Annotated in this window: 23 protein-coding genes; 9 read left to right on the top strand and 14 right to left on the bottom strand. The window is 72.2% G+C overall.

Annotated features, from left to right (window positions below; all coding sequences use genetic code 11):
* Positions 1 to 30 precede the first annotated feature (30 nt).
* Genes pstA through pstS form a run of 3 tightly spaced genes read right to left on the bottom strand, consistent with a single transcriptional unit; the run spans position 31 to position 3,177 of the window.
* The gene (gene pstA, locus STBA_RS20550; protein WP_077060659.1) at positions 31 to 1,107 is read right to left on the bottom strand and encodes a phosphate ABC transporter permease PstA; all 1,077 of its coding nucleotides are present in this window, start codon (positions 1,105 to 1,107) and stop codon (positions 31 to 33) included.
* On the bottom strand, positions 1,104 to 2,048 hold the full coding sequence (gene pstC, locus STBA_RS20545; protein ID WP_077060658.1) for a phosphate ABC transporter permease subunit PstC: 945 nt from the start codon (positions 2,046 to 2,048) through the stop codon (positions 1,104 to 1,106). The genes pstA and pstC overlap by 4 nt, the downstream gene beginning before the upstream one ends.
* Positions 2,049 to 2,076: 28 nt before the next feature.
* The gene (gene pstS, locus STBA_RS20540; protein ID WP_079252056.1) at positions 2,077 to 3,177 is read right to left on the bottom strand and encodes a phosphate ABC transporter substrate-binding protein PstS; all 1,101 of its coding nucleotides are present in this window, start codon (positions 3,175 to 3,177) and stop codon (positions 2,077 to 2,079) included.
* 195 nt (positions 3,178 to 3,372) lie between these two features.
* On the opposite strand from pstS, the gene STBA_RS20535 reads away from it, so the two are divergent.
* The gene (locus STBA_RS20535) at positions 3,373 to 3,705 is read left to right on the top strand and encodes a metal-sensitive transcriptional regulator (protein WP_077060656.1); all 333 of its coding nucleotides are present in this window, start codon (positions 3,373 to 3,375) and stop codon (positions 3,703 to 3,705) included.
* 29 nt (positions 3,706 to 3,734) lie between these two features.
* Here STBA_RS20535 and STBA_RS20530 read toward each other — a convergent pair whose 3' ends face one another.
* Positions 3,735 to 4,580: a hypothetical protein gene (locus STBA_RS20530; protein WP_253194866.1), complete on the bottom strand. Its 846-nt coding sequence runs from the start codon at positions 4,578 to 4,580 to the stop codon at positions 3,735 to 3,737.
* A 39-nt stretch (positions 4,581 to 4,619) separates the two neighbouring features.
* On the opposite strand from STBA_RS20530, the gene STBA_RS37885 reads away from it, so the two are divergent.
* Complete coding sequence (locus STBA_RS37885; RefSeq protein WP_171987748.1) at positions 4,620 to 4,793, top strand: hypothetical protein; 174 nt, start codon at positions 4,620 to 4,622, stop codon at positions 4,791 to 4,793.
* A gap of 13 nt (positions 4,794 to 4,806) precedes the next feature.
* Here the strand turns inward: STBA_RS37885 and STBA_RS20525 are convergent, their stop codons facing one another.
* The gene (locus STBA_RS20525; RefSeq protein ID WP_077060655.1) at positions 4,807 to 5,574 is read right to left on the bottom strand and encodes a phosphatase PAP2 family protein; all 768 of its coding nucleotides are present in this window, start codon (positions 5,572 to 5,574) and stop codon (positions 4,807 to 4,809) included.
* A gap of 209 nt (positions 5,575 to 5,783) precedes the next feature.
* The gene (locus STBA_RS20520; protein ID WP_077060654.1) at positions 5,784 to 6,764 is read right to left on the bottom strand and encodes a bifunctional lytic transglycosylase/C40 family peptidase; all 981 of its coding nucleotides are present in this window, start codon (positions 6,762 to 6,764) and stop codon (positions 5,784 to 5,786) included.
* Positions 6,765 to 7,624: 860 nt separating this feature from the next.
* Between STBA_RS20520 and STBA_RS20515 the strand changes: the two genes are divergently transcribed.
* The 6 genes from STBA_RS20515 to STBA_RS20490 all read left to right on the top strand — a co-directional run bounded on the left by STBA_RS20515 (position 7,625) and on the right by STBA_RS20490 (position 13,577).
* A complete protein-coding gene (locus STBA_RS20515; protein WP_077060653.1) occupies positions 7,625 to 8,038 on the top strand; it encodes a YciI family protein in 414 nt (137 codons plus the stop codon).
* Complete coding sequence (locus STBA_RS20510; RefSeq protein ID WP_077060652.1) at positions 8,035 to 9,279, top strand: DUF6596 domain-containing protein; 1,245 nt, start codon at positions 8,035 to 8,037, stop codon at positions 9,277 to 9,279. The genes STBA_RS20515 and STBA_RS20510 overlap by 4 nt, the downstream gene beginning before the upstream one ends.
* A 117-nt stretch (positions 9,280 to 9,396) precedes the next feature.
* Positions 9,397 to 9,705, top strand: a complete 309-nt coding sequence (locus STBA_RS20505) for a hypothetical protein (protein WP_077060651.1) — start codon at positions 9,397 to 9,399, stop codon at positions 9,703 to 9,705.
* A gap of 25 nt (positions 9,706 to 9,730) precedes the next feature.
* Positions 9,731 to 10,798, top strand: coding sequence for a PQQ-dependent sugar dehydrogenase (locus tag STBA_RS20500; protein ID WP_077060650.1), 1,068 nt, complete (start codon positions 9,731 to 9,733; stop codon positions 10,796 to 10,798).
* A 268-nt stretch (positions 10,799 to 11,066) separates the two neighbouring features.
* Positions 11,067 to 13,298, top strand: a complete 2,232-nt coding sequence (locus STBA_RS20495) for a sulfatase-like hydrolase/transferase (RefSeq protein ID WP_077060649.1) — start codon at positions 11,067 to 11,069, stop codon at positions 13,296 to 13,298.
* A gap of 60 nt (positions 13,299 to 13,358) precedes the next feature.
* Positions 13,359 to 13,577 carry a DUF397 domain-containing protein gene (locus tag STBA_RS20490; RefSeq protein WP_077060648.1) on the top strand — a complete coding sequence of 73 codons (219 nt, stop codon included), beginning with the start codon at positions 13,359 to 13,361 and terminating at the stop codon, positions 13,575 to 13,577.
* A 14-nt stretch (positions 13,578 to 13,591) separates the two neighbouring features.
* On the opposite strand, the gene mqnP is transcribed toward STBA_RS20490, so the two are convergent.
* Both mqnP and STBA_RS20480 read right to left on the bottom strand, forming a co-directional pair.
* Complete coding sequence (gene mqnP, locus STBA_RS20485) at positions 13,592 to 14,527, bottom strand: menaquinone biosynthesis prenyltransferase MqnP (RefSeq protein ID WP_077060647.1); 936 nt, start codon at positions 14,525 to 14,527, stop codon at positions 13,592 to 13,594.
* Positions 14,524 to 15,975 (bottom strand): menaquinone biosynthesis decarboxylase, encoded by a 1,452-nt coding sequence (locus STBA_RS20480; RefSeq protein ID WP_077060646.1) that lies wholly within the window; start codon positions 15,973 to 15,975, stop codon positions 14,524 to 14,526. Before STBA_RS20480 ends, mqnP begins: the two co-directional genes overlap by 4 nt.
* A gap of 87 nt (positions 15,976 to 16,062) precedes the next feature.
* On the opposite strand from STBA_RS20480, the gene STBA_RS20475 reads away from it, so the two are divergent.
* Positions 16,063 to 16,470, top strand: coding sequence for a PLD nuclease N-terminal domain-containing protein (locus tag STBA_RS20475; protein WP_077060645.1), 408 nt, complete (start codon positions 16,063 to 16,065; stop codon positions 16,468 to 16,470).
* A gap of 125 nt (positions 16,471 to 16,595) precedes the next feature.
* Here the strand turns inward: STBA_RS20475 and ccsB are convergent, their stop codons facing one another.
* The 6 genes from ccsB to hemL all read right to left on the bottom strand — a co-directional run bounded on the left by ccsB (position 16,596) and on the right by hemL (position 23,064).
* A complete protein-coding gene (gene ccsB, locus STBA_RS20470) occupies positions 16,596 to 17,693 on the bottom strand; it encodes a c-type cytochrome biogenesis protein CcsB (RefSeq protein WP_077060644.1) in 1,098 nt (365 codons plus the stop codon).
* A complete protein-coding gene (locus STBA_RS20465; RefSeq protein WP_079252053.1) occupies positions 17,690 to 19,609 on the bottom strand; it encodes a cytochrome c biogenesis protein ResB in 1,920 nt (639 codons plus the stop codon). The genes ccsB and STBA_RS20465 overlap by 4 nt, the downstream gene beginning before the upstream one ends.
* 5 nt (positions 19,610 to 19,614) lie before the next feature.
* On the bottom strand, positions 19,615 to 20,358 hold the full coding sequence (locus STBA_RS20460; protein ID WP_077060643.1) for a cytochrome c biogenesis protein CcdA: 744 nt from the start codon (positions 20,356 to 20,358) through the stop codon (positions 19,615 to 19,617).
* Between the two features lie 7 nt (positions 20,359 to 20,365).
* Entirely contained in the window at positions 20,366 to 20,956 is a 591-nt protein-coding gene (locus STBA_RS20455) for a TlpA disulfide reductase family protein (protein ID WP_077060642.1), read from the bottom strand.
* A gap of 66 nt (positions 20,957 to 21,022) precedes the next feature.
* Positions 21,023 to 21,706: a histidine phosphatase family protein gene (locus STBA_RS20450; RefSeq protein ID WP_107485086.1), complete on the bottom strand. Its 684-nt coding sequence runs from the start codon at positions 21,704 to 21,706 to the stop codon at positions 21,023 to 21,025.
* Between the two features lie 38 nt (positions 21,707 to 21,744).
* Complete coding sequence (gene hemL / locus STBA_RS20445) at positions 21,745 to 23,064, bottom strand: glutamate-1-semialdehyde 2,1-aminomutase (protein ID WP_077060640.1); 1,320 nt, start codon at positions 23,062 to 23,064, stop codon at positions 21,745 to 21,747.

Here is a 23,064-nt window from a genome sequence, read left to right as displayed (position 1 = left end):
TTCTCTTTCTTCCGCTCTCGTCGGCGCTCGTCAGCGGCCGGTCTTCGGGGCCTTCCAGCGGGCGATGCCGCGGGCCGCCAGGTTGAGGATCATCACGAACGCGATCAGCACCAGCGCCGCCGCCCAGGCCCGGTCGTACGCCGCTTCCGTTCCGTACCCCCACTGCTCGTAGATGTACAGCGGCAGGGAGGACTGGGCGCCTTCGAACGCGTTCCCGTTGATCATGTTGTTCCCGAAGACCAGCAGGATGATCGGGGCGGTCTCGCCGGCGATGCGGGCCAGGGCCAGCATCACGCCGGTGGTGATGCCGCCGATCGCGGTCGGCAGCACCACCTTCAGGATCGTGCGCCACTTCGGCACGCCCATGGCGAGCGAGGCTTCCCGCAGCTCGTTGGGCACCAGCTTGAGCATCTCCTCCGTGGAACGGACGACAATCGGCATCATCAGGATGGCCAGCGCCATGGCGCCGGCGAAGCCCGAGTACCCGAAGTCGAGCATCATGATCCACAGGCTGAGGATGAACAGGCCGGCGACGATGGACGGAATGCCGGTCATCACGTCCACGAAGAAGGTGATGGCCTTGGCCAGCCGGCCGCGCCCGTACTCCACCAGGTAGACGGCCGTGAGCAGGCCGAGCGGCAGCGCGATGAGGGAGGCGAGCAGCACCTGTTGCACCGTGCCCAGGATGGCGTGGTAGATCCCGCCGCCGTCCTGCCAGCTCAGCACGCCGTTCATCGAATGGGTCAGGAAGTACCAGTCGACGCCCGGCAGGCCGCGGGCGACCGTCTCCCACAGGAGGGACGCCAGCGGCAGCACGGCCACGATGAAGCAGGCCCACACGAGGATGGCCGCCATCCGGTCCGTCGCGAAGCGGCGGCCCTCGATCGCGGCGGACAGCCAGAACGTCGTGGCCACGAACACCACGGCCGCGATGAGGCCCCACTGCACGCGGCTCTCGAAGCCGCCGATCAGGCCGATCGCGATGCCGAGCGCGAGCGAGCCGACGGCCAGGGCGGCCACGGACCAGCTGGGCAGCCGCGGCGGCCGGAGCGTGACGCGCTCGACGGCGGGGGCTCCGGTGGCGGTGTGTGCTTCGGGCCGGCTCATGCGTTGGCTCCCGAGTACTCCTTGCGGCGGGCGATGATCAGCCGGGCCGCGCCGTTTACCAGCAGGGTGAGCAGGAACAGCACGAGCCCGGAGGCGATCAGCGCGTCCCGGCCCATGGAACCCGCCTCTTTGAACTGGCTGGCGATGTTCTGCGCGAACGTGCCGCCGCCGGACTCCAGCAGGCTCGCGTTGATCAGGAAGCTCGGCGACAGCACGGTCGCGACCGCCATCGTCTCGCCGAGCGCCCGGCCGAGGCCGAGCATGGAGGCGCTGATCACGCCGGAGCGGCCGAACGGCAGCACCGTCATCCGGACGACCTCCCAGCGGGTGGCGCCGAGCGCGAGGGCCGCCTCCTGGTTGGCCTTCGGGGTCTGGAGGAACACCTCGCGGGTGACGCTCGTGATGATCGGCAGGATCATGATGGCCAGCAGGATGCCGACGGTCATGAGCGAACGGGCCGGGGTGCCGTCGTAGGCGAAGACCCCGGTCCAGCCGAAGAACTGGTCCAGCCACTCGTACAGACCGGTCAGTTGCGGCACCAGGTAGAGGGCGCCCCACAGGCCGTAGATGATGCTCGGCACGGCGGCCAGCAGATCGACGACGTACCCGATTCCGGCGGCCAGCCGGCGCGGCGCGTAGTGCGAGATGAACAGCGCGATGCCCACCGCGACCGGCACGGCGAGCACCATCGCGATGACGGAGCTGACGACCGTGCCGAACAGCAGCACGGCGATGCCGAAGTACGGCGGGTCGGCGTTGGCGTCCCAGGCGAAGGTGGTGAGGAAGTTGCCCTCGTTGGCCCGGATCGCGACCACCGCGCGGATCGCGAGGAAGACCGCGATGGCGGCCATGATCGCCAGCAGGGCGATCCCGGAGCCCTTGGACAGGTTGCTGAACACCCGGTCGCCGAGGCGGGCGGTGCTCTTGGTGTGAGACGGCATGAGTGGTCCCGGTCCTCGTCCTCGATCCTCAGTCCATCGCGTCGATGCGCTGGCGCACCTGCTGGATGATGTCGTCGGAGATCGGCGCGTAGTCGATCTCGCCGAGCGCCCGCTGGCCGTCCTCCCCGGCCGTGTAGGTGAGGAACGCCTTGACCAGGTCGAGGGTCGCCGGGTTGTTCCCGCGGTCGCAGACGATCTCATACGTGACCAGCACGATCGGGTACACGCCCGTCTCGCGCGTCGCGTAGTCGAGTTCGAGGGCGAGGTCGCCGTCCTCGCCGGTCACGTCGGCCTGGGCGACGGCGTTCGAGGAGTTCTCCACGGTGGCCTCGACCGGCTCGTCCGCCCCGGTGTCGAGCCGCACGGTGTCCAGATCGTTCTGGTGGGCGTAGGACAGCTCGAAGTAGGAGATGGCCCCCGGATTCTGCTGCACCATGCCGACCAGGCCCGAGGAGCCGTCCGCGGACTGCCCGCCGCGGCCCCGCCAGCTCTTGTCCGGCTCGTAGGGCCACGCCTCGGGGGCGGAGGCGTTCAGGTAGGAGGTGAAGTTGTCGGTGGTGCCCGACCCGTCGGAGCGGTGGAAGGGCGTGATCGGGATGTCCGGCAGCCGGGCGTCCGGATTCAGCTCGGCGATGGCCGGATCGTTCCAGCGGCGGATGTCGGAGTCGAAGATCCGCGCCAGCGTCTCCGCGTCGAGGACCAGGTCGTCCACGCCCGGCAGCTGGTAGGCGACGGCGATGGGCCCGGCCACCATCGGCAGGTGAACGGCCCGGCCGCCGTCCCGGCACACCCGCCGGGACTCCTCGACCTCGGACTCGGTCAGCTGCGAGTCCGAGCCCGCGAAGGCCGTGGTGCCCTGGAGGAACTCCTGCACCCCGGCCCCGGAACCGGTCGCCTTGTAGTTGATCTGACTGTCTTCACAGTTGGCCTGGTAAGTGTTCACCCAGACCTCCATCGCGTTCGCCTGTGCGCTGGAGCCCGAGGCGAGCAGCGTGCCGCTGGGTGCACAGCGAAGGTTCTCCACGGAGAAGTCGACCGCGCCGGGAAGGCCCGAGTTGTCGTCTGTTCCGCAGGCAGTGAGGAGGACCAGAGCGCCGGAGACCAGCACCGCGCCGAGCCTTAGCTTCACTGTCGTCAGTCCTTCCCGTCGCCGTTCGCACCCGAAAGTAGGTTGATCAGGTGAAGCGAGTGACGGTCATAAGTGAATAGAAAATGAACCCAACCAGGCAGACAGGTGGCCTGGAGGCTGCACGATACTGCGTGCCCCATTGTCCATTCGTTACGCTATACCCATCAGGGGTATAAGAGTCCCAGGAGGGCAGCAATGGCAACAATTGAGACGGTAACGCCCGAATCGGGCAGTGCGCCCAGCGGTCCGCACGGCTACAGCAAGGACAAGGACGCGCACCTGAAGCGCCTGCGCCGCATCGAGGGCCAGGTCCGCGGCCTCCAGCGCATGGTCGAGGAGGACATCTACTGCATCGACATACTGACGCAGGTCTCCGCCTCCACCAAGGCGCTCCAGTCCTTCGCGCTCCAGCTCCTCGAAGAGCACTTGCGGCACTGCGTGGCCCACGCAGCCGAGGAGGGCGGGCCCGAGATCGACGCCAAGGTCGAGGAGGCCACCGCCGCCATCGCCCGCCTGCTGCGCACCTGACCGGGCCACCACCGGCCCCTGCCCCGCGGTCAGCCGACGGCACCCGCGAACACGTCACCGGCCCCGGGCAGCACGACCTCCACCGGCACCCCGAAGTCGTACAGCACCACGGTCGACGTGACGTCCACGCCCCGCCCCGCGCCATCGGCGAACGTGAAGTCGTGGCGCACCTTCCGCAGCCGCCCCTGATCGTCGAGATAGACGTCGAACGGCACCTCCGTCCGCGCGAAACCGCCCACCGCCGCCGCCAGCTGCTTCCTCGACTCCCCGGCCGCCGCCGAGGCCGCCGCCGCGATATCGGTCACCCCGCGGTAGTGCCGCAGCGTCTCCCCGTTCATCCGGATGTCGCCCAGGTCCGTGACGGACCGCGCCCCGCGCAGCAGCTCGGCCGCCGCGATCGGATCGGTGGCGCCGCCGGTCACCAGATTCCCGTCGGGGAGCGCGGTGACGTCCACCCGCACCCACTTGTCCGCGGGCACGCCCGCGCCCCGGTTCTTCATGAACAGCCGCCCCGGCACGAACACCTCGGTGACCCGCCTGCCCTCCGGCAGGCTGACCCGCAGCTCACCCGTGCCCGCCGCGTAGTCGAACCCCCCGCGGCCACTCAGCGTGATACGCGTCCCACCCGAAGCCATCTCCATCGCGGTGCGCGCCCGCGAGGTGCCCGCCTCGGCCAGCACGTCGGCCGCCTGCCGGACGGCCGCCCGCGGATCGCCCTCCGCCGCGGCGCCCGTCCCCGAGCAGCCGGCCACCGCCGCCAGGGCCACGAGCAGCCCGGCACAGCCGGCCCCGCCCGGGGCCGCCCCGATTCTCCGCTCGCGCCGCCGCACCGTCATGGTCTGCGACACCCCCAGCACCGTCGTCCGTCCTCGCACCGCCTAACGAGACCTGACGGCGGCCGTTACGGTAGGGGGGTGTACGACCAGGGTGAACAGCAGGGGCCTGCCGCGCCGGAGCACCACGTCGTCCTCGCGGAGCGCGGACCGTTCATCGCCCCGCGGTGCAGCTGCGGCTGGTCGGGCCCCGCCCGCCGCTCCCGCCCCCTGGCCAGAGACGAAGCCGCGGCCCACATCGCCCACCCCGGCTGACCCCGTCCGGCCGTCAGGTCGCCAGCCGGCCCCGCGGTGCCGCCTGGGACTGCTCCGGCTCCGGCTCGCGCTCCGGCTCGCGCTCCGGCTCCCGCTCCGGCTCGCGCTCGCCACTGCCGCCGGGCGCTCCGTCCGCCGCGGGGGGCGGCTCCGCGGCCGCCGGCCGGGGGTTCGCCACCCAGCCGAGCCGCCTGGTTCCCGCGCACGCGCGGAACAGCGGCGTGAGCGCCGCCATCGCCGGCGGCGCCAGGAGCAGGGCCACCGCGGTGCCCAGCGCGAACCCGCCGACGATGTCGGTCGGGTAGTGCACGCCGACCAGCACCCGGGCGAAGCCCTGGGTCAGCGCGAGGCAGAAGGCCACGACCCCGAGCAGCCGGTGGACGAGGAAGAGGGCCACCGCGATGGCCATGGCCACGCCCGCGTGGTCGCTGACGAACGAATAGCCGCCCTTGCCCTCCACCAGCACGTTGATGCCCTCGTGGTCCTCGAAGGGCCGCGGCCTGGCGACGAACTCGCGGATCGGCGCGTTCGCCGCGTAGGCGGCGGCACCGGCGATCCCCGCCCAGGCGGCCCCAGCAACCGCCTGCGGAGCGTCGGGACGGCGGCGCACCAGGGCCCACGCGGCGACGACGAGCAGCACCAGCGTTACCGGAATGCCGTACTCACCGAGGAAAGTGACGAGGCGTTCGCCCCAGCCGGGGAGGCCGTCGGCGAGACCGTTGATGTCGTAGAGGAGGTCCCGGTCGACTTCGGGGTTGTCGATGTTGTCGAGTCCAGCCATGTGCCGTTGCGGCCCCTTCATGCTGTGGGGGGACCTTGCCGAGGCGGGCAAGGCGGAGGAGCCCCTGTGCCGGTACAGGTAACGCCACAAACATCCCCTGGTGTGCCGACGTCCATCGAATGACAGCCGCAGCGTTATCGAACAGCAACGCATCACCGCAGTTCAGCGGGGAAGCATTGGGCACGGTTTCACCTGGTGTGACGCAGACGTCACCCTGCCACGGGGCGCGTGGCCCCGAAGTAATCCGGGGAGTCGATCGGGTCGAAACGGATCGTCGCCCCGGTGTACGGCGCGTCGATCATGTACCCCCCGCCGACATAGATGCCGACGTGGTGGATGCTCCGTGGATCTTCCAGATCATACGCGAAGAAGACCAGGTCACCGGGCAGCAGCTCGTCCCGCTCCGGGTGCGGGCCCGCGTTCCACTGGTCGTTGGCGACGCGCGGCAGCTCGATGCCTGCCTCCGCGTAGGCGGCCTTGGTCAGCCCCGAGCAGTCGAACCTTCCGCCGTCCTCCGGCGTGCCGTCACCTCCCCACTCGTACGGGGTGCCCAGGTGCTCCTGTGCGAAGTGCACGGCCGTGGCCGCCTGTTCGAGCGGCGGCAGCACCGTGTCCTCGGGCGGGGCGGCGAAACTCGCCTCCGCGCCGCGGATGATGCGCACGTAATTCTGCGTCTCCTCGTAGGGCGGCACGCCGTTGTACTGGATCACCGCGTACGGACCGGCGTTGTAGGCGGCCAGCATGTTGTCGACCGGATCGCCCGGCACGTCCTCGACGTAGCCGGCGAGCGAGCAGTCGTAGGAGGCCGCGGACGGGATCGCGTCGGCCGGGTCCCATACGTTGGCCTCGCCGTCGCCGTTCGCGTCGATGCCGTGCGTGGCCCAGGTGCTCGGGATGAACTGGGCGATGCCCTGCGCGTTGGCATGGCTCTCCACATGCGTCTGCCAGCCGCTCTCCTGGCCGAGCTGCGCCGCGAGTATGGCCGGTGACAGGGTGTCGCACAGGTTGCCCCAGTGCTGGACCAGCTCCTCGTACTCCGGCGGCACGGTGTCCCTGGCCAGCTGACCGCCGCCGCGTCCCGAGCCGGTCACCGGGGCCGTCCCCGCGGTGTAGACGCCGATGACGAGGAAGGCGACGAAGAGGCCGAGGACGCCGAAACCGCCGCCCGCCACCCACACAACCCGCCGCATCGGCCCGCCCTCCCCGGCAACTACGGTCGTCCGTCAGCACTATGACATGGCATGGGGGCCGCGCACGACGGTGCGCACCGGGACCGCGGGGGGTTCGGCCGGGGGCGGCCTGGCCTAGGGTGCGAGCGGCGCTCGGTGGGAGCGCTCCCATCCACCCGGGGAGCGGACATGAGCCTCGGCACCGCGAAGACCACCGGCCGGCTGCCCGCCCTCCTCGCCGCTCTCGCGCTCGGCACCGCCGCCACCGCGACCGCCCGCCGGCGGCAGCGGCGACGGCACCCTGGTGCGGCCGATCGGCGGCCGTTGCGTGCCCGAGGTCGGGAACCGCGTGCCGCTCTGGGGCGTCGGCTCCGACGGCGGACCCACGGGCGACTGGACGGACTGGCGCACGTCGGCCCCGGCCGAGGACGGGGCGTGGACCTGCCTGGAGTGGCAGCGGGACGCCGCCGACAACCGCGTCGCCGTGTGGATCGACGAGGAGCCCGAGCCCGACCTCACCGTGACGACCACCCGGCACGGCGGGAACCAGGTCGACTTCCTCTTCCCCGAGTTCGACACCGTCCGCATCGGCTGGCAGCTCTGCCAGGCCGGGCCCACCCCCGACCACTACGACGTGCTGTTCGACGACCTCGCGCTCTCGACGGAACGCGTCGGCCGCGGCCGCCCAGGGCGTCCGCGGCCGTTGCGGGGGCCGTGGTCGCCTCAACGGCCGCTACGCTCGGACGCCCGCCCGCGGGGCTCGCCAAAAAAATTCCAGAAAAAGTCCGGCACCCGTGTCGAGGACGCGGCCACCGCTCCGACGTTCCCTGTGAGAGGTGCCCGAGAGGGGCGCCGGACGGACCCACCCGGGAGTGAGCGCAATGAAGTACCTGGTCATGATCTACGGCAGCGAAGCCGCCTACAACGCGATGAGCGGCAAGCCGTCCGAGGGCAACCCGGCGTGGAGCGAGCAGGACCTCCAGGCGATGTTCGCCCACATGGAGGCCATCAACAACGACCTGGCCGAGTCCGGCGAAGTCCTCGACGGAGCGGGCCTGTCCGCCCCCAGCCAGGCGCGCGTCGTCAGCGCAGGCAGGGACGGCACGCAGGTCGTCTCGGACGGCCCGTTCGGCGAGACCAAGGAACTCCTCGCCGGGTACTGGGTCCTGGAGTGCGAGAGCCTGGACCGCGTCACCGAGATCGCCAAGCGCGTCCACGCATGTCCCGCCCCTGCCGGGTCAAAGGTGACCGACGTGGTCATCCGCCAGATCATGGACACCCCGCCCGAGGCATGAGCGGCCCGCACCCCGCCGAGGACCTGCTGCGCCGCCTGGCGCCGCAGGTCCTCGGCGCGCTCGTCCGCAGGCACGGCCACTTCGACGCGGCCGAGGAGGCCGTTCAGGACGCGCTGCTCGCCGCCGCGCAGCAGTGGCCGCGGGACGGCACGCCCGACAACCCGCGCGGCTGGCTGATCCGCGTCGCGGCCCGCCGGCTGACCGACCAGTTGCGCGCCGAGGAGGCGCGGCGCCGCCGGGAGGAACGGGCCGCGGCGCTCACCCCGCGGCACGAGTTCAGCGCGCCGCCGCCGGGCGAGGCCAGGTACCCCTCGGCCGACGACACCCTCACCCTGCTGTTCCTGTGCTGCCACCCGCAGTTGAGCCAGGGCTCCCGCGTCGCGCTGACACTGCGCGCGGTCGGCGGCCTCACCACCGCGGAGATCGCCCGCGCGTTCCTCGTACCCGAGCCGACGATGGCGCAGCGCATCAGCCGCGCCAAGCGGACGCTCGCCGACTCGGGCGTGCGCTTCGGCCGCCTGGCGGGCGAGGAGGCGGGGCACCGCCTCGTCGGCGTGCTCCAGGTGCTGTACCTGGTCTTCAACGAGGGCCACACGGCGACGTCGGGTCCCACGCTGCGCCGGGCGGACCTCGCCGCCGAGGCGATCCGTCTGGTCCGCGCGGTGTACGGTCTGCTGCCGGGGAACGGCGAAGTGGAGGGCCTGCTCGCGCTGATGCTCCTGACGGACGCCCGCCGCGCGGCGCGGACGGGCCCGGGCGGCGCACTGGTGCCGCTGGACGAGCAGGACAGGACGCGCTGGGACCGGCGGGCGATCGAGGAGGGCGTGAGTCTCGTCACCGCGGCCCTTTCGCGCCGCAGGCCGGGCCCGTATCAGGTGCAGGCCGCCATCGCCGCCGTCCACAGCGAGGCGGAACGTGCCGAGGACACCGACTGGCCGCAGATCCTGGGGCTTTACGAGCTGCTGGAGAAGCTTTCGCCAGGACCGGTGGTGAGTCTCAACCGGGCGGTCGCGGTGGCGATGGTGCACGGCCCGGAAACGGGCCTCGACCTGCTGGAGCGGCTGGCGGCGGATCAGCGGCTGGCCGCCGGCCACCGGCTGGCGGCGGTCCGCGGCCACCTGCTGGAGCGGGCCGGCCGCCCGGCCGCGGCCGCGGAGGCGTACCGCCTGGCGGCCGGGCGCACGCTGAGCGTGCCGGAGCGGCGCTACTTGCAGCTGCGGGCGGCGCGCTGCGCGACCTGATGCGGCCCGGGGCCGGGCGACGGCCCGAAAGGCACTCACTCGCGGTCCTCGTCTGTCTGCGCGGCGTGGCACAATCCGGAGTGAGCACCGTTGGCAGCCAGTTGGGTGGTGAGTTCGGTGGAAGACGAAGAACAGCCAGATGACATCAACAACATCATTGGCGGCATTGCCCCTGATTGGGGCCCGTTCGGTGCGGTGGGCGACTCGGCCCGGACGATGATTCAGGTGATCATGGCGCTGGCCATTCTCATCTGCCTGGGCATCGCGATCTGGGGCGCGGCCAAGCAGCGCATCGGGTCGACGGCCATGCGCGACTCGTTCAGCGCCGAGCAGGGCAAGGGGCTGATCGTGGCCGGTCTGACCGGGGTGTTCATCATCGGGTCGCTCGGCACGTTGTTCACCATCATCTACGGCATGTCCATTTAGGCAGTTGCGCATGCGGGGATGGCGCATGGCGCGCCGCGTGGCGGTCGTCGCGGTGACCGGGGCGCTGGCCGCGGGGTGCAGCATCGGCCCCGCCGCCGACCGGGCGGAGCGGGAGGGCCCGCCGGCCCTGCCCACGCCGACCGGAGATCCGTCCGTACCGGAGCCGGGCGGCGACGCGACCGAGGACGCCAGGCCGGGGCCGAGCCCCGCGCCCGCGACGGGCACCGCGACCCCGACGAGCACCGAGGCCACGGGCCTCACCGGGGCGTGCTGCGTGGCGGGCCTGCCGGGCGGCGAGGATCTGCTGGTCGGCTCCGGCGACACCGTTCTGCTGCACCGGGCGGATGGCGACGGCGAGTTGGCCGAGATCGGCACGGTGCCGGGCGAGCTGCTGGCGCTCGCGGTGCCGTCGCAGGCCACCGGCCGCTATGTGAACGTCGTCGCTTTCTACGCCGGGCCCGCGGGCGGCGAGATCACGAGCTTCCGCTACTACCCCGACCGGGACTGGCAGAGCTGGGGCGACACGCCGGTGCCGCTGCTCGACGAGCCGATCCCGCTGGCCGACGGTGGGGGGCGCGGCGGGGGGGTGCTGGCGTTCGGGCCGGACGGCATGCTGTACGCGGGCACGGGCGACGCCGGGGACCCGGAGCTGGCGGCCGACGAGACGTCCCTGGCCGGGAAGATCCTCCAGATCGATCCGAACGGGACGCAGCCGCCCGTCATCCACTCCCCCGGCCCCTACACCGACGTGCGCGGCCTGGCCTGGGACGGCGACCGGATGTGGGCCGTCGACGCGGGCGGGGACGGCGGGACGCGGCTGTTGTCCGTGGTGCCGGGGGGCGAGCCGGTGGCGGTCTGGGAGACCGCGGGCGAGGCACCGGCCGGGCTGGCCGCCTCCCGCGGGTCGCTGTGGCTGCCGGGCTCCGAGGGCGGGCAGCTGTGGCGTATCCCGTTGGACGGCGGCACCGGTCTGGTGTCCGATCCGCAGGCGGTGCTCGACGTTCCCGAGCCGCACGGCATCTACCCCGTCGCGGGGAGCGATGAGCTGCGGCTGCTGTCGGGCGACGACCTGGTGCGGCTCGACGTCACGTAGGGGGCCCGGGGCGGCTGTGTCGTTCCGGGGCAGTTCCGCGCCTCTTCCGAATGCACGTCGCAGCGCCGGCGGCCGTCCGGGGCCGGGGGGCGGGCCGGCGGACGGCTGACGAGGGGTTTTCCGGCGGCGACGGGGAACGGGCGTGCAGCTGCCCGGCGTTCGGGCGGGGCCGTCCGGCCGGCGTGCCACACGGTGTCCACACCCTGTCAACACAACTGCCCCATGATCGGGTGGTCGCCATCGCCGCGCCTGCCGCCCAGGGGGTCCCGTGTCCGCCACTCGTCGTCAGTTCCTGGCCGGTTCGGCCGTGACCGCCGCCGCGGGCGGCGTGACCGCCGCGCTGCCCGGTGCCCGTGCGGACAGCGCGGAGCACGCGGAGCGCGGTGCCGAACGCCACGGCCGCCCGCCCAACTTCGTGGTCGTCCTCGCCGACGACCTCGGCTGGGGCGGCCCAGGCGCGTACGGGCAGCACCTGGTCAGCACCCCGCGCCTGGACCGGCTGGCCGCCGAGGGGCTGCGCTTCACGCAGGCGTACTCGACCGCCGCCGTCTGCGCGCCGTCCCGCTGCTCGCTGCTGACGGGCCTGCACAGCGGGCATGCCGCGGTCCGCGAGAATCCGTTCAACGGGCCGCAGGGCTCGCTCGGTGACGACGACACCACGTTCGCCGAGGTGCTGCGGGCCCGCGGCTACCGCACCGCGTGCATCGGGAAGTGGGGTTTCGGCCCGGAGGAGGCCTGGCAGCCGAGCCACCCCAACGCCCGTGGCTTCGAGGAGTTTTTCGGCTACCTCACGCACGGGCACGCGCACGAGTACTTTCCCACCCACCTGTGGCACAACGGGGAGCGCATCGAGGTGCCCGAGGGCGCGTACGCCGTCGACCTGATCGAGGAACGCGCGCTGGCGTTCCTCGACGCGCACGCCGACGCGCCGTTCCTGCTGTTCCTGGCGCCCAACGTGCCGCACGCGCCCAGCGAGATCCCGGAGCTGGGCGAGTACGCCGACCGGCCCTGGAGCGAGGCCGACAAGGGCCACGCCGCGCAGATCACCCGCCTCGACACGCTGGTGGGCGCGGTGCTGGACCGGCTGCGGCTCCTCGGTCTCGACCGGCGCACCCTCACGCTCGTCACCAGCGACAACGGGCCGCACGAGGAAGGCGGTACCGACCCGGACCTGTTCGATCTGAACGGCCCGCTGCGCGGCTACAAGCGCAACCTGTACGAGGGCGGGGTCCGCGTTCCGCTGCTGGCGTGGCAGCCGGGCACGGTCGAGGCGGGCGCGGTCAGCGAACGGCCCACGCAGCTGACGGATCTGCTGCCGACGCTGGCCGACCTGGGCGGCGCCCCGGCGCCGCGCGACATCGACGGCCTGTCCGTCGCCGGGCTGCTGGGCCGCGGCGGGCGGCCCGCGCGGCACGGGCACCTGTACTGGTACCGCAACGACCCCGGCTCGACGCGCCGGGCCAACGCGGAGGACGGCGGCCGGATTCTCAGACTTGCCGAGGCGGTGCGGCGGGAGGACTGGAAGGCCGTCAGGTTTGCGCCCGCCCGCGACCGCACGGCGCCGGACGAGGAGTGGCAGCTGGAGTTGTACGATCTGGCGGCCGATCCGGGCGAAACGACCGACCTCGCCGCGGCGCACCCGGCGCGGGTCGCCGAACTGACGGCGCTGCTGCGCGAGTTGTGGGTGGCGGACTACCGGCGGGAGGGCTTCGGCATCCGGGTCGGCGCGCCCGGTCTGGCCCTGCCTGGCGAGGCGTTCGACGTGACGGTCACCCTCACCAACGCGACGGCCGCGGCCTGGACCGACGCCCGGCTGCGGCTGACCGGCCCCGAGGGCTGGCGGCTGCGGCCGCTGTCGCCGGTGGCCGCGCGCCGTCTTGCGCCCGGGGCGGCGCTGACCGCGGTCTGGCGGGTCTTCCCCGGCGCGCGGCCGGCCGCGGGTTCGTGGCAGGTGCGCGCCGAGGGCGCGGCGCGGCACGGCCGCACGCCGGTGCGCTACACCGGCGCCCGCACCGTTCGTACGCCGCCGCCCGCGCCGGTCGCGGACGCGTATCTGTCCGATCTGGACTGGGTGTCGGCGGCGAACGGCTGGGGTCCGGTGGAGATCGACACGAGCAACGGCCGCAAGGAGGCGGGGGACGGCACCCCGATCAGCTTCGGTGGCATCGTGCACGCCAAGGGCCTGGGCGTGCACGCGCCGTCGGAGCTGGTCTACTACCTCGGCGGCCGGGCCGCCCGCCTGACGGCCGTGGTCGGCATCGACGACTTTTCCGCGCGCCAGAGCCCGGCGGGCGCCACGGTTGCCGAGGTGTGGGGGGACGGGACGCTGCGCTGGGCGAGCGGCACGCTGACGGCGGCCGGCGGGCCGCGCGCCGTCGAGGTGGACGTGACGGGGGTTTCCCTGCTGCGGCTCGTGGTACGCGACGCGAACGGCAATAACTCCTATGACCATACGTCGTGGGCCGCCGCCCGCCTCCGGGTCGCACACGCGGCCGAGTAGCGTAGTGCCGTTCGAACTGGCTGGCGGGTCGCGGACCCAGGGGACGGGAGGACGGCGGGCATGTCGCAGATCAACGCCGACCGGCTGGAGTGGATCAGGGCCGAGGTCGAGGACGGCAGCGACGAGCACTGCTTAGAGGTGGCCGCGGGCGACGGGGACCTCATCCACATCAGGCAGACGGACGAGCCCGACCGGATCGTCACCACGACGCGGGCGAAGTGGGACGCATTCGTACTCGGCGTGCGGGACGACGAGTTCGACCACTTCGCCGAACCCTGACGGGCGACAGGGGGTCAGAGCGACAGGCCGCGCACGGCCAGGTCCAGCAGCGCGAACGCGAACAGGCTGATCGAGACGAAGCCGTTGACGGTGAAAAACGCCCGGTTCACGCGGCTGAGATCGCCCGGCCTGACAATTGCGTGCTCGTAGGCGAACGCCGCGGCGACCACCGCGAGCCCCGCCCACAGCAGCGGCCCGCCGTCCGTCGCCAGCGCGTACCAGACCAGCAGGCCGAGCGTGACGACGTGGCAGGCGCGCGCGCCGTACAGCGCGCCCGCGATGCCGAAGCGCGCCGGGACGGAACGGACCCCGTGCGCGCGGTCGGCTGCCACGTCCTGGCAGGCGTAGATGAGGTCGAAGCCGCCGATCCACAGGCCCACCGCGAGGCCGAGCAGCGCGGCCTCCCAGGACCAGGCGCCGGTCACCGCGAGCCAGCCGCCGATGGGGCCCATGCCCTGGGCGAGGCCGAGGATCGCGTGCGGGAAGTCCGTGAAGCGCTTGCCGTACGGGTAGACCACCATCGGCACGACCGCGAGCGGCGCCAGGGCCAGGCACAGCGGGTTGAGCAGCGCGGCCGCGCCGAGGAACACGGCGAGCGCGATCAGCGCGCCCGTCCACGCCGTCCGCACGGACACGGCGCCGGTGACCAGCTCACGGCCCGCGGTGCGCGGGTTGCGCGCGTCGATCTCGCGGTCGATGATCCGGTTGGCCGCCATCGCGAACGTGCGCAGGCCCACCATGGCGATGGTCACCAGGAGCAGCGTGAGCCACCGCACGGTCCCGTCGTCCCCGCCGTCCCCGTCGTCGAGCCACATCGCGGTGAGCGAGGCGATGTAGGCGAACGGCAGCGCGAAGACGGAGTGCTCGATCATCACCAGGCGCAGGAACGCCCGCACGCGCCCCGTTTCCGGGCCGGGGCTGCCGGTGACGGGCGACGCCTCGGCCGTCACAGCCCGTATTCCTTCCAGCGGCGGGTGACGCGTTCGGCGATGTCCGGATCGGAGACGATCTCCTGCGGCCAGCCGCCGTCGCGCGTGTAGCCCTCCTCTGGCCATTTGGCGGTCGCGTCGATCCCCGCCTTGCCGCCCCAGAACTGCTGGTACGAGGCGTGGTCGAGGTGGTCGACCGGGCCCTCGGTCAGCGCGACGTCACGGGCGTAGTCCACGTTCCCCAGGGCCCGCCAGGCGACCTCCTGGAGGTCGTGGACGTCGCAGTCGGAGTCCACGATGATGACCAGCTTCGTCAGCGACATCATGTGGGCGCCCCAGACCGCCGACATCACCTTCTGCGCGTGCTTGGGGTACTTCTTGTCGATCGACAGGATCGCGCAGTTGTGGAAACCGCCGGCCTCCGGCAGGTGGTAGTCCACCACGTCCGGAATGATGATCTTGAGGAGCGGCAGGAAAAACCGTTCCGTGGCGCGGCCGAGCGGCCCGTCCTCGGTAGGCGGACGGCCGACGACGATCGACTGGAAGACCGGCCGCTTGCGCATCGTGACGCAGTCGATCGTCAGCGCGGGGAACGGCTCCTGCGGCGTGTAGAAGCCGGTGTGATCGCCGAACGGGCCCTCCGGCAGCATCCGGCCCGGCTCCAGCCAGCCCTCCAGCACGACCTCGGCGTGCGCCGGGACCTGGAGCGGCACGGTCACGCAGTCCACCAGCTCGACGCGCTTGCCCTGCACGAAGCCCGCGAACAGGTACTCGTCGATATCGCCCGGCAGCGGCGCGGACGAGGCGTAGGTCACGGCGGGCGGGCAGCCGAAGGCGATGGCGACCGGCAGCTTCTCGCCGCGCCGCGCGGCGACCTGGTAGTGGTTGCGGCTGTCCTTGTGGATCTGCCAGTGCATGCCGATGGTGCGCCGGTCGTGCCGCTGGAGCCGGTACAGGCCCAGGTTGCGCACCCCGGACTCCGGGTCCTTGGTGTGCGTCAGCCCGAGGTTGAAGAACGAGCCGCCGTCCTGTGGCCACGTGAACAGGGCGGGCAGCCGGTCGAGGTCCACGTCCTCGCCCTTGACGACGATCTCCTGCACCGGCGCGTTCTTCACCTTCTTCGGCGGCACGTGCGACACCGAGCCGAGTTTTCCGAAGGCTTCGCGGAAACCCACGAAGCCCTGCGGCAGCTCCGGTTTCAGCAGGCCGCCGATCTTTTCCGCGATGTCGTCGTAGGAGGTCAGACCCAGTGCCTTCAGCAGGCGGCGGTCGGTGCCGTAGACGTTCATGGCCAGCGGCAGGTCCGAGCCCCTGACGTTCTCGAAGAGAAGCGCGGGACCGCCCGCCTTGTTGACGCGGTCGGTGATTTCCCCCACTTCCAGGTGCGGATCGACCTCGGCCTTGACCCGTTTGAGGTCGCCGTCCCGCTCCAGGGCCTTCAGCAGGGCACGGAGGTCGTCGTATGCCATGCCGCTCAGTATTGCGGACGCATTACCCTGGCTTTAGTCAGGGGGCCTCACCTTCCGGCCCGGCTCACTTCGTCCAGGGGGACTACCATGCTGAGGGTGCTGCTGTTTCTGGTACCGCTAGCGCTGGCCATCTACGCCCTGGTGGACTGCATCAGCTCCAAGGATGAGGACGTCAAGCATCTGCCGAAGCTGGTGTGGATCCTGCTCATCGTGCTGGCCTGGGTCATCGGGCCGCTCGCCTGGATCTTCGTGGGGCGCAAGCGCGGTGTGCCCGGCCGGGGCGGCGTGGGCCGCCGCGGCGGCGGCGGATGGGTCGCCCCCGACGACAACCCCGAGTTCCTGCGTTCGCTGAACGACGAGCCCGCGCCGCCGCGTCCCGAGACCGCGCAGGAGAGGGAGCTGCTGGAGAGCTGGGAAGAGGACCTCCGCCGCCGCGAGGAGGATCTGCGGAAGGGCGAGGGCGACGAGGACAATCCGCCCGGCGGCAAGGGCTGACAAGGGCTGACCGGGCTGACCACCCCCTCCCGACCGCGAGAAGGCCCCCGCCACCGGCGGGGGCCTTCCGCTTCCTGAGCTTCCCGTGTTCCTGAGCTTCCTGACCGTGCTGCCGTGCGGGGCGCTCAGACACCGCCGTAGGAATGCAGGCTGTCGAAGAAGATGTTCACGCCGTAGTAGTTGATCAGGAACGCGACGAAGCCGGCGATCGCCAGGTAGGCGGCCTTGCGGCCCTTCCAGCCCGCGGTGGCCCTGGCGTGCAGGTAGGCGGCGTACGCGACCCAGGTGATGAACGACCAGACTTCCTTGGGGTCCCAGCCCCAGTAGCGGCCCCACGCGCTCTCCGCCCAGATCGCGCCCGCGATGATCGTGAACGTCCACACCGGGAAGACCGCCGCGTTGATGCGGTAGGCGAACTTGTCCAGCGAAACGGACGAGGGCAGCCGTTCCATCACCGAGGTGGTCAGCGGCCGGGGGGTGCCGCCCGCGGCGATCTTCGCCTCGTACCGGTCGCGCACCAGGAACAGCACGCTGCCGACCGCGCCCACGTAGAAGAGGCCGCCGCACAGGATCGCGAGCGGAACGTGAATCCACATCCACACGGAGTCCAGCGCGGGCACCAGCTGCGCGCTCTCCGTGTACAGCACGGTGGTCGCGAGCCCGAGGTCGAGCAGGACGGTGGTGACCAGCGGCAGGCCGAGCCAGCGGACGTTGCGCCGCGCGGCGAGCAGCGCGAGGAACACGCCGACGACCACCATCGAGAACGCGGTGGAGAACTCGTACATGTTGCCCCAGGGCCCGCGTTCCACCGAGATGGCGCGGACGACCACCGCGGTGAGGTGCATCAGGAACGCGAGGACCGTCAGGGAGATGGCGATCCGGCCGTACATGTCGCCCTGCTCGTCGCCGCCGGCGGCCCCCGGGCCGTCCGGCACCGCGTCCCGGGCCGGCGTGGCGGAACGGGTGACGACCTTCGGCGGGTCGAGCACGCCGGTGGCGCCCGCCTTGCGGACGGTGACCACCGGCCGCTGGGCCGGGACCGCGGCCTCCGCGGTGTCCCGCTCCGCGGTCAGCGCGGCGGCCGTGCGGGCCACCTTGCTGCGACTGCCGAAGATCCACTCGGTGATGAAGGCGAGGAACGCCAAGACGTAGACGGCCATCGACGAGTAGACCAGCAGATTGCTGAAATCGGCGAGGCCCTCGTCTGCGGCGGCGAGAATCATGAGCGTGCTCCTTCCGCGGCTGCGGACTCGGCGGGTTCATCGGGGCGGTCGGCGGAGTCGTCCGGTGGGCTGCCCGCGCGTCTGTCGTCCCCGCTCCCGTCCCCGTCCCCCGCGGCGTCCGGGCCGCCGCCGGGTCCTGTCCCGGGATCGCTGTCGGGGCCGCCGTCCGGCAGGACGGGGGCGCCGTGCGTCAGCGCCGCGGCCAGGGCGGCCAGCTCGGCGGGGATCTTGGCGGATTCGGTGCGCCCGAGCGAGGCCATCTCGACGACCGTGCGGCCGTCCGCGTCCGTCCTGGCGCGCACCCACAGCCGGCGGCGCTGGAGCAGCAGCGACGCGGCGAGCCCCGCGACGGCGGCCAGCGCGCCGCCGAGCGCCCACTCGTTGCCGGCCTTGGTGGTGATCTGGAAGCTGGCCCACTGGTCGAAGCGCTCGAAAGTGAGCGTGCCCCGCCCCTCGGGCAGGTCGATGGACTCTCCGGGCAGCAGGTCGAAGCGGAACAGGTCGCCGGTGCCGTCCTCCAGCTGCTCCATGTTGGTGGTGTCGAGCTGATACACGTTCTGCGGCAGCCCGGAGTTGATGCCCAGGTCGCCGTGGAACGCGTTGAGGGTGAGCACCGGCAGGTCGGGCTCGGGGAACGTGGAGTGCGGGCCGCGCACCTCGTCGATGGCGTAGGTGGGGTTGAAGAAGCCCTGGAAGCCGAGCTGGTCGCGCTCGCCGTCCGGGCCCACGTAGTCGCTGACCTTGATCACGCCGGTGGAGGTCAGCCCGTTGTCCTGCGGGATGAACGGCACCGCGCCGCTGAACGCCACGTTCCCCTCGGCGTCGGTGACGGTGACCACCGGGGCGTAGCCGTGGCCGAGCAGCCGCACCCGGGAGTCGCCGACGTGCAGCGGGTCGTTGACCTCGACCTCGGCGGGCGTCTCGTTGCCTTCCGCGTCCCAGTAGGTGATGTCGGCGCGGAACTCGGTGGGCGTGCCCAGGTCGACGCGCTCGCGGGAGAAGTCGGCGTGGAAGGCGTCCAGGCGGAAGCCGAAGGGCTCCAGGTCGTTCACGTCGAAGAGGGTGCCGGACTCGTAGTCGTCGTACTGCGGCAGGACGTTGGAGAAGCCCTGGTCCTGCACGACCAGCTTGCCGCCCTCCGAGTAGTAGAGCCGCCCGACGGCGAACGCGACCAGCATGACGATCAGCGCCAGGTGGAAGGCCAGGTTCCCCGCCTCGCGCAGGTAGCCCTTCTCCGCGGCCACGTGGACGGCGCCCGCGGCGTCCTCCCCGCGGTCGGTGCGGAACCGCTTGCGCTTCAGCAGCTTCCCCGCGGCCCCGACGACGTCCTCCGGCGCGGTGTCGGTGCGCCACGTCGTGTAGGCGGGCATGCGGGTCAGCCGCCGCGGGGCGCGCGGCGGCCTGCCGCGCAACTGCCCGACGAACTGCCAGGTGCGCGGGACGATGCAGCCGATCAGCGAGATGAACAGCAGCAGGTAGATGGCGGAGAACCACACCGACGAGTAGACGTCGAACAGCTGGAGCCGCTCGTAGACGTCGGAGAGGCCGGGGTTGTTCGCGCGGAAGTCGTCGGCGAGCAGCGAGTCGACGTCGTCCTGCGGGATCAGCGAGCCGGGGATCGAGGCGAGGGCCAGCAGGAACAGCAGGATCAGCGCGACGCGCATCGACGTCAGCTGCCGCCAGAACCACCGCGCCCAGCCGGTGAGTTCGCGGCCGAACCAGGCTGCCGCGCCGCGGGTCCCCGGCTCACGGGCGCCACCGAACGAGCCACCGCCGGCGGCCGGCTCGTCGGCGCCCTCGACGGGCGCGGTCGACAGCCCGGCCGCCGCGTCGGCCTCGTCGGTCGCCTGCCCGGCGGTGGCGGCGGCGGTGGCCGGCCAGGACCGGCGGCCGTCGTTCTCGTCGTCGTCGCTCATCGCTGTCAGATCCAAACTTGGAAGTTGGCGGACCACACCTGCATCTCGTAGACGAGATCCCCCCAGATTCCGGTGACGAGCAGCAGCCCGGTGGCGATCAGCATCCCGCCGCCCAGGCGCATCACCCACACATAGTGCCGCTTGAACCAGCCGAACGTACCGAGGGTCCGCCGGAAGGCGAGCGCGGCCACGATGAACGGCAGCCCGAGGCCGAGGCAGTAGGCCAGCGAGAGCAGCGCGCCGCGGCCCGCGGTGGCCTCCGTGAACGCCAGGGTCTGCACGGCGGCCAGCGTCGGCCCGATGCACGGCGTCCAGCCGATGCCGAAGACGAGCCCGAGCATCGGCGCCCCGGCGAGCCCGATCGCCGGTTTGACGTGGAAGCGGAACTCCCGCCGCGCCAGCCGCGGCACCAGACCCGTGAACACGATGCCGAGGACGATCGTGAGCACCCCGGCGATCTGGGTGAGGCCCTTCTGGTGCTCCAGCAGCTCGTTGCCGACGTTCCCGAAGAGGGCGCCCATGGAGATGAAGACGGCGGAGAAGCCGAGCACGAACAGCAGCGCCCCGGCGAACATCCGGCCGCGCCGCGCCTCCTTGAGGTCGGCGCCGCCCACGCCGGTGACATAGCTGAGGTATCCGGGCACCAGCGGCAGCACGCACGGGGAGAAGAACGACACGAGGCCGCCGAAGAGGGCCACGGGCAGCGCGAGGAGCAGCGCTCCGCTCAGGATCGTCTCGTTGCCGTTCACACCCGGGTCACCCCTCCGCCAGCACCGGGGTGAGCGCCTCGGTGAGCGCCTCCTCGCTGAGCGCGGTCAGGGCCCTGGCGGCGATGCGGCCCTCCGTGTCGATGATGAGCGTGGAGGGGATGGTCTGCGGGTTGAGGCTGCCGCGGGGGAACTCGAGCAGCAGCCGGCCGTCCGGGTCGTAGAGGCTGGGGTAGGGCACTCCGTGGTTGTCCTCGAAGGCCACGGCGTTGGCCCTGGAGGGGTCGCGGGCGTTGATCCCGACGAACTGCACGCCCTGGTCCGCCGTGGCCTCGGCCACCCGCACCAGGTCGTCGGCCTCCGCGATGCACGGCGCGCACCACGAGCCCCAGACGTTCAGCACGACGACCTGGCCCCGGTAGTCGGACAGGGCCAGCCGGTCCCCGTCGACGGTCTCGCCGCTCAGGTCGGGAACGTTCTGCCGCTCCTCGGGGGGCACGTGCGTGATCTCGCCCGTGCCCTGGACGATGTTGGTGTCGCCGCCCGAGGGCCCGGCCCCGTCACCGGTGCAGGCCGTGAGCGTCAGCACCCCGGTCACCGCCCCGGCCAGGGCCACCTTGACAGCCCGGAACTGGATCATGTGAAAAGTTTCCCATGCGCCCACGGACGATCTTCTCCGCCCCCCTTGTCCGGATTGGCGCGCTGGTCAGGCACCGTATCCGCGGGCGCCCTTCACGGGCCGCGCACCGGCCCGCAGGTGCACGGGCACCAGGTCGAGTGCGGGTTCCGTGTAGGTGATGGCCACGAGGTCGTCGGCCACGAAGGTGAAGCTGGTCAGCGAGGCGAGCGTGCACTGCCGCTTGCGCGGGTCGTGCCACAGGCGGCGGCGCTCCACCGAGCCGCGCAGCGTCCAGATCGGCAACTGGTGGCTGACCGCGACCGCCTCGTGCCCGCGGGCCGCGTCCCGCGCCCCGGCCAGCGCCTCGCGCATCCGCACCGCCTGCTCGGCGTACGGCTCGCCCCAGGACGGGCGGAACGGGTTGCGCAGCAGCGGCCAGTTCGCCGGGCGGCGCAGGGCGCCGTCGCCGACGCCGAACTCCTTGCCCTGGAACGCGTTCCCGGCCTCGATCAGCCGCGCATCGGTCGCCACCTCAAGGCCGTGGGCCTTGGCGACCGGCTCCGCCGTCTCCTGGGCCCGCTCCAGCGGCGAGGCCACCACGTGGCGGATGTCACGCCCGGCCAGGTGCTCGGCGACCCGGTCGGCCATCCGCCGCCCGAGATCGGAGAGGTGGTAGCCGGGCAGCCGGCCGTAGAGGACCCCCTCCGGGTTGGCCACCTCGCCGTGGCGCATCACGTGGACGACGGTCCGTTCGCTGCTGCTGCTGCTCATGTTCCCGTTCCCGCCCGTGTCCGTTATCGCGTCGCCGCTCATGACGCGCCGGCCTCGGCCGCCGCCCTGGCCGCGGCCGGCAGCGCGGCGGCGATGCGTTCCATGGCCCGCGCGTCGTGCGCGGTGGAGACGAACCACGCCTCGAACGCGGACGGCGGCAGGTGCACGCCGCCCGCGAGCATCGCGTGGAAGAAGGCCGTGAAGCGGTGCGTCTCCTGCGCCTTCGCGGAGGCGAAGTCCGTGACGGCGCCCTCCCGGAAGAACACGGAGAACATGTTGCCCGCGGCCGACACCGTGTGCGCGACGCCCGCCCCGGCCAGCGCCTGCCCGACCAGCGCGCGCAGTTCGGCGGAGACCGCGTCCAGCCGCGCGTACGCCGCGTCGTCGAGCAGCCGCAGCTGCGCGAGGCCGGCCGCGACGGCCACCGGGTTCCCCGAGAGCGTCCCCGCCTGGTAGACGGGCCCGGCCGGGGCCAGCTGCGCCATCACCTCGGCGCGCCCGCCGAAGGCCGCGGCGGGGAAGCCGCCGCCCATCACCTTGCCGAAGGTGATCAGGTCGGGCACGACGCCCTCGATGCCGTACCAGCCCTGCCGGCCGACGCGGAAGCCCGTCATCACCTCGTCGGAGATCAGCAGCGCGCCGTGCTCGCGGCACAGGTCGGCAAGCCCCTGGTTGAAGCCCTCGCGCGGCGGCACGACCCCCATGTTGCCCGGCACCGCCTCGGTGATCACGCAGGCGATCTCGCCCGGGTGCGCCGCGAAGGCGGCGCGCACGGCCGGCAGGTCGTTGTAGGGCAGCACGACCGTCTCGCCGGCCTGGGCGCCGGTGACGCCGGGCGTGTCGGGCAGGCCGAACGTGGCGACGCCGGAGCCTGCGGCGGCGAGCAGCGCGTCGACGTGCCCGTGGTAGCAGCCCGCGAACTTGATCACCTTGGCGCGGCCCGTGAATCCGCGGGCCAGCCGGATCGCGGACATGGTGGCCTCGGTGCCGGAGGAGACCAGGCGCACCCGGTCCACCGGCGTCACGCGGGCGACGATCTCCTCGGCCAGCTCGACCTCGCCCGGCGTGGGCGTGCCGAAGGAGGTGCCGCGCGCGACGGCGGCGAGCGCCGCCTCGGTGACGGCGGGATGGGCGTGGCCCAGGATCATCGGCCCCCACGAGCACACCAGATCCACATATTCCCGGCCATCCGCATCGGTGAGGTACGGACCGGAACCGGAGACCATGAACCGGGGCGTACCGCCCACGGCGCCGTAGGCGCGGACCGGAGAGTTCACGCCACCGGGGGTGACGCGGGCGGCGCGGGCGAAGAGCGTCTGGGAGACTGTGGCTTCATAGGATTGAGTCACGCGGTCCAT

Source organism: Streptomyces sp. MP131-18 (assembly GCF_001984575.1).
Classification (GTDB): Bacteria; Actinomycetota; Actinomycetes; order Streptomycetales; family Streptomycetaceae; genus Streptomyces; species Streptomyces johnsoniae.
Note: the sequence above shows the minus strand (reverse complement) of the source record. Positions and strands in the feature narration are given on the sequence as shown.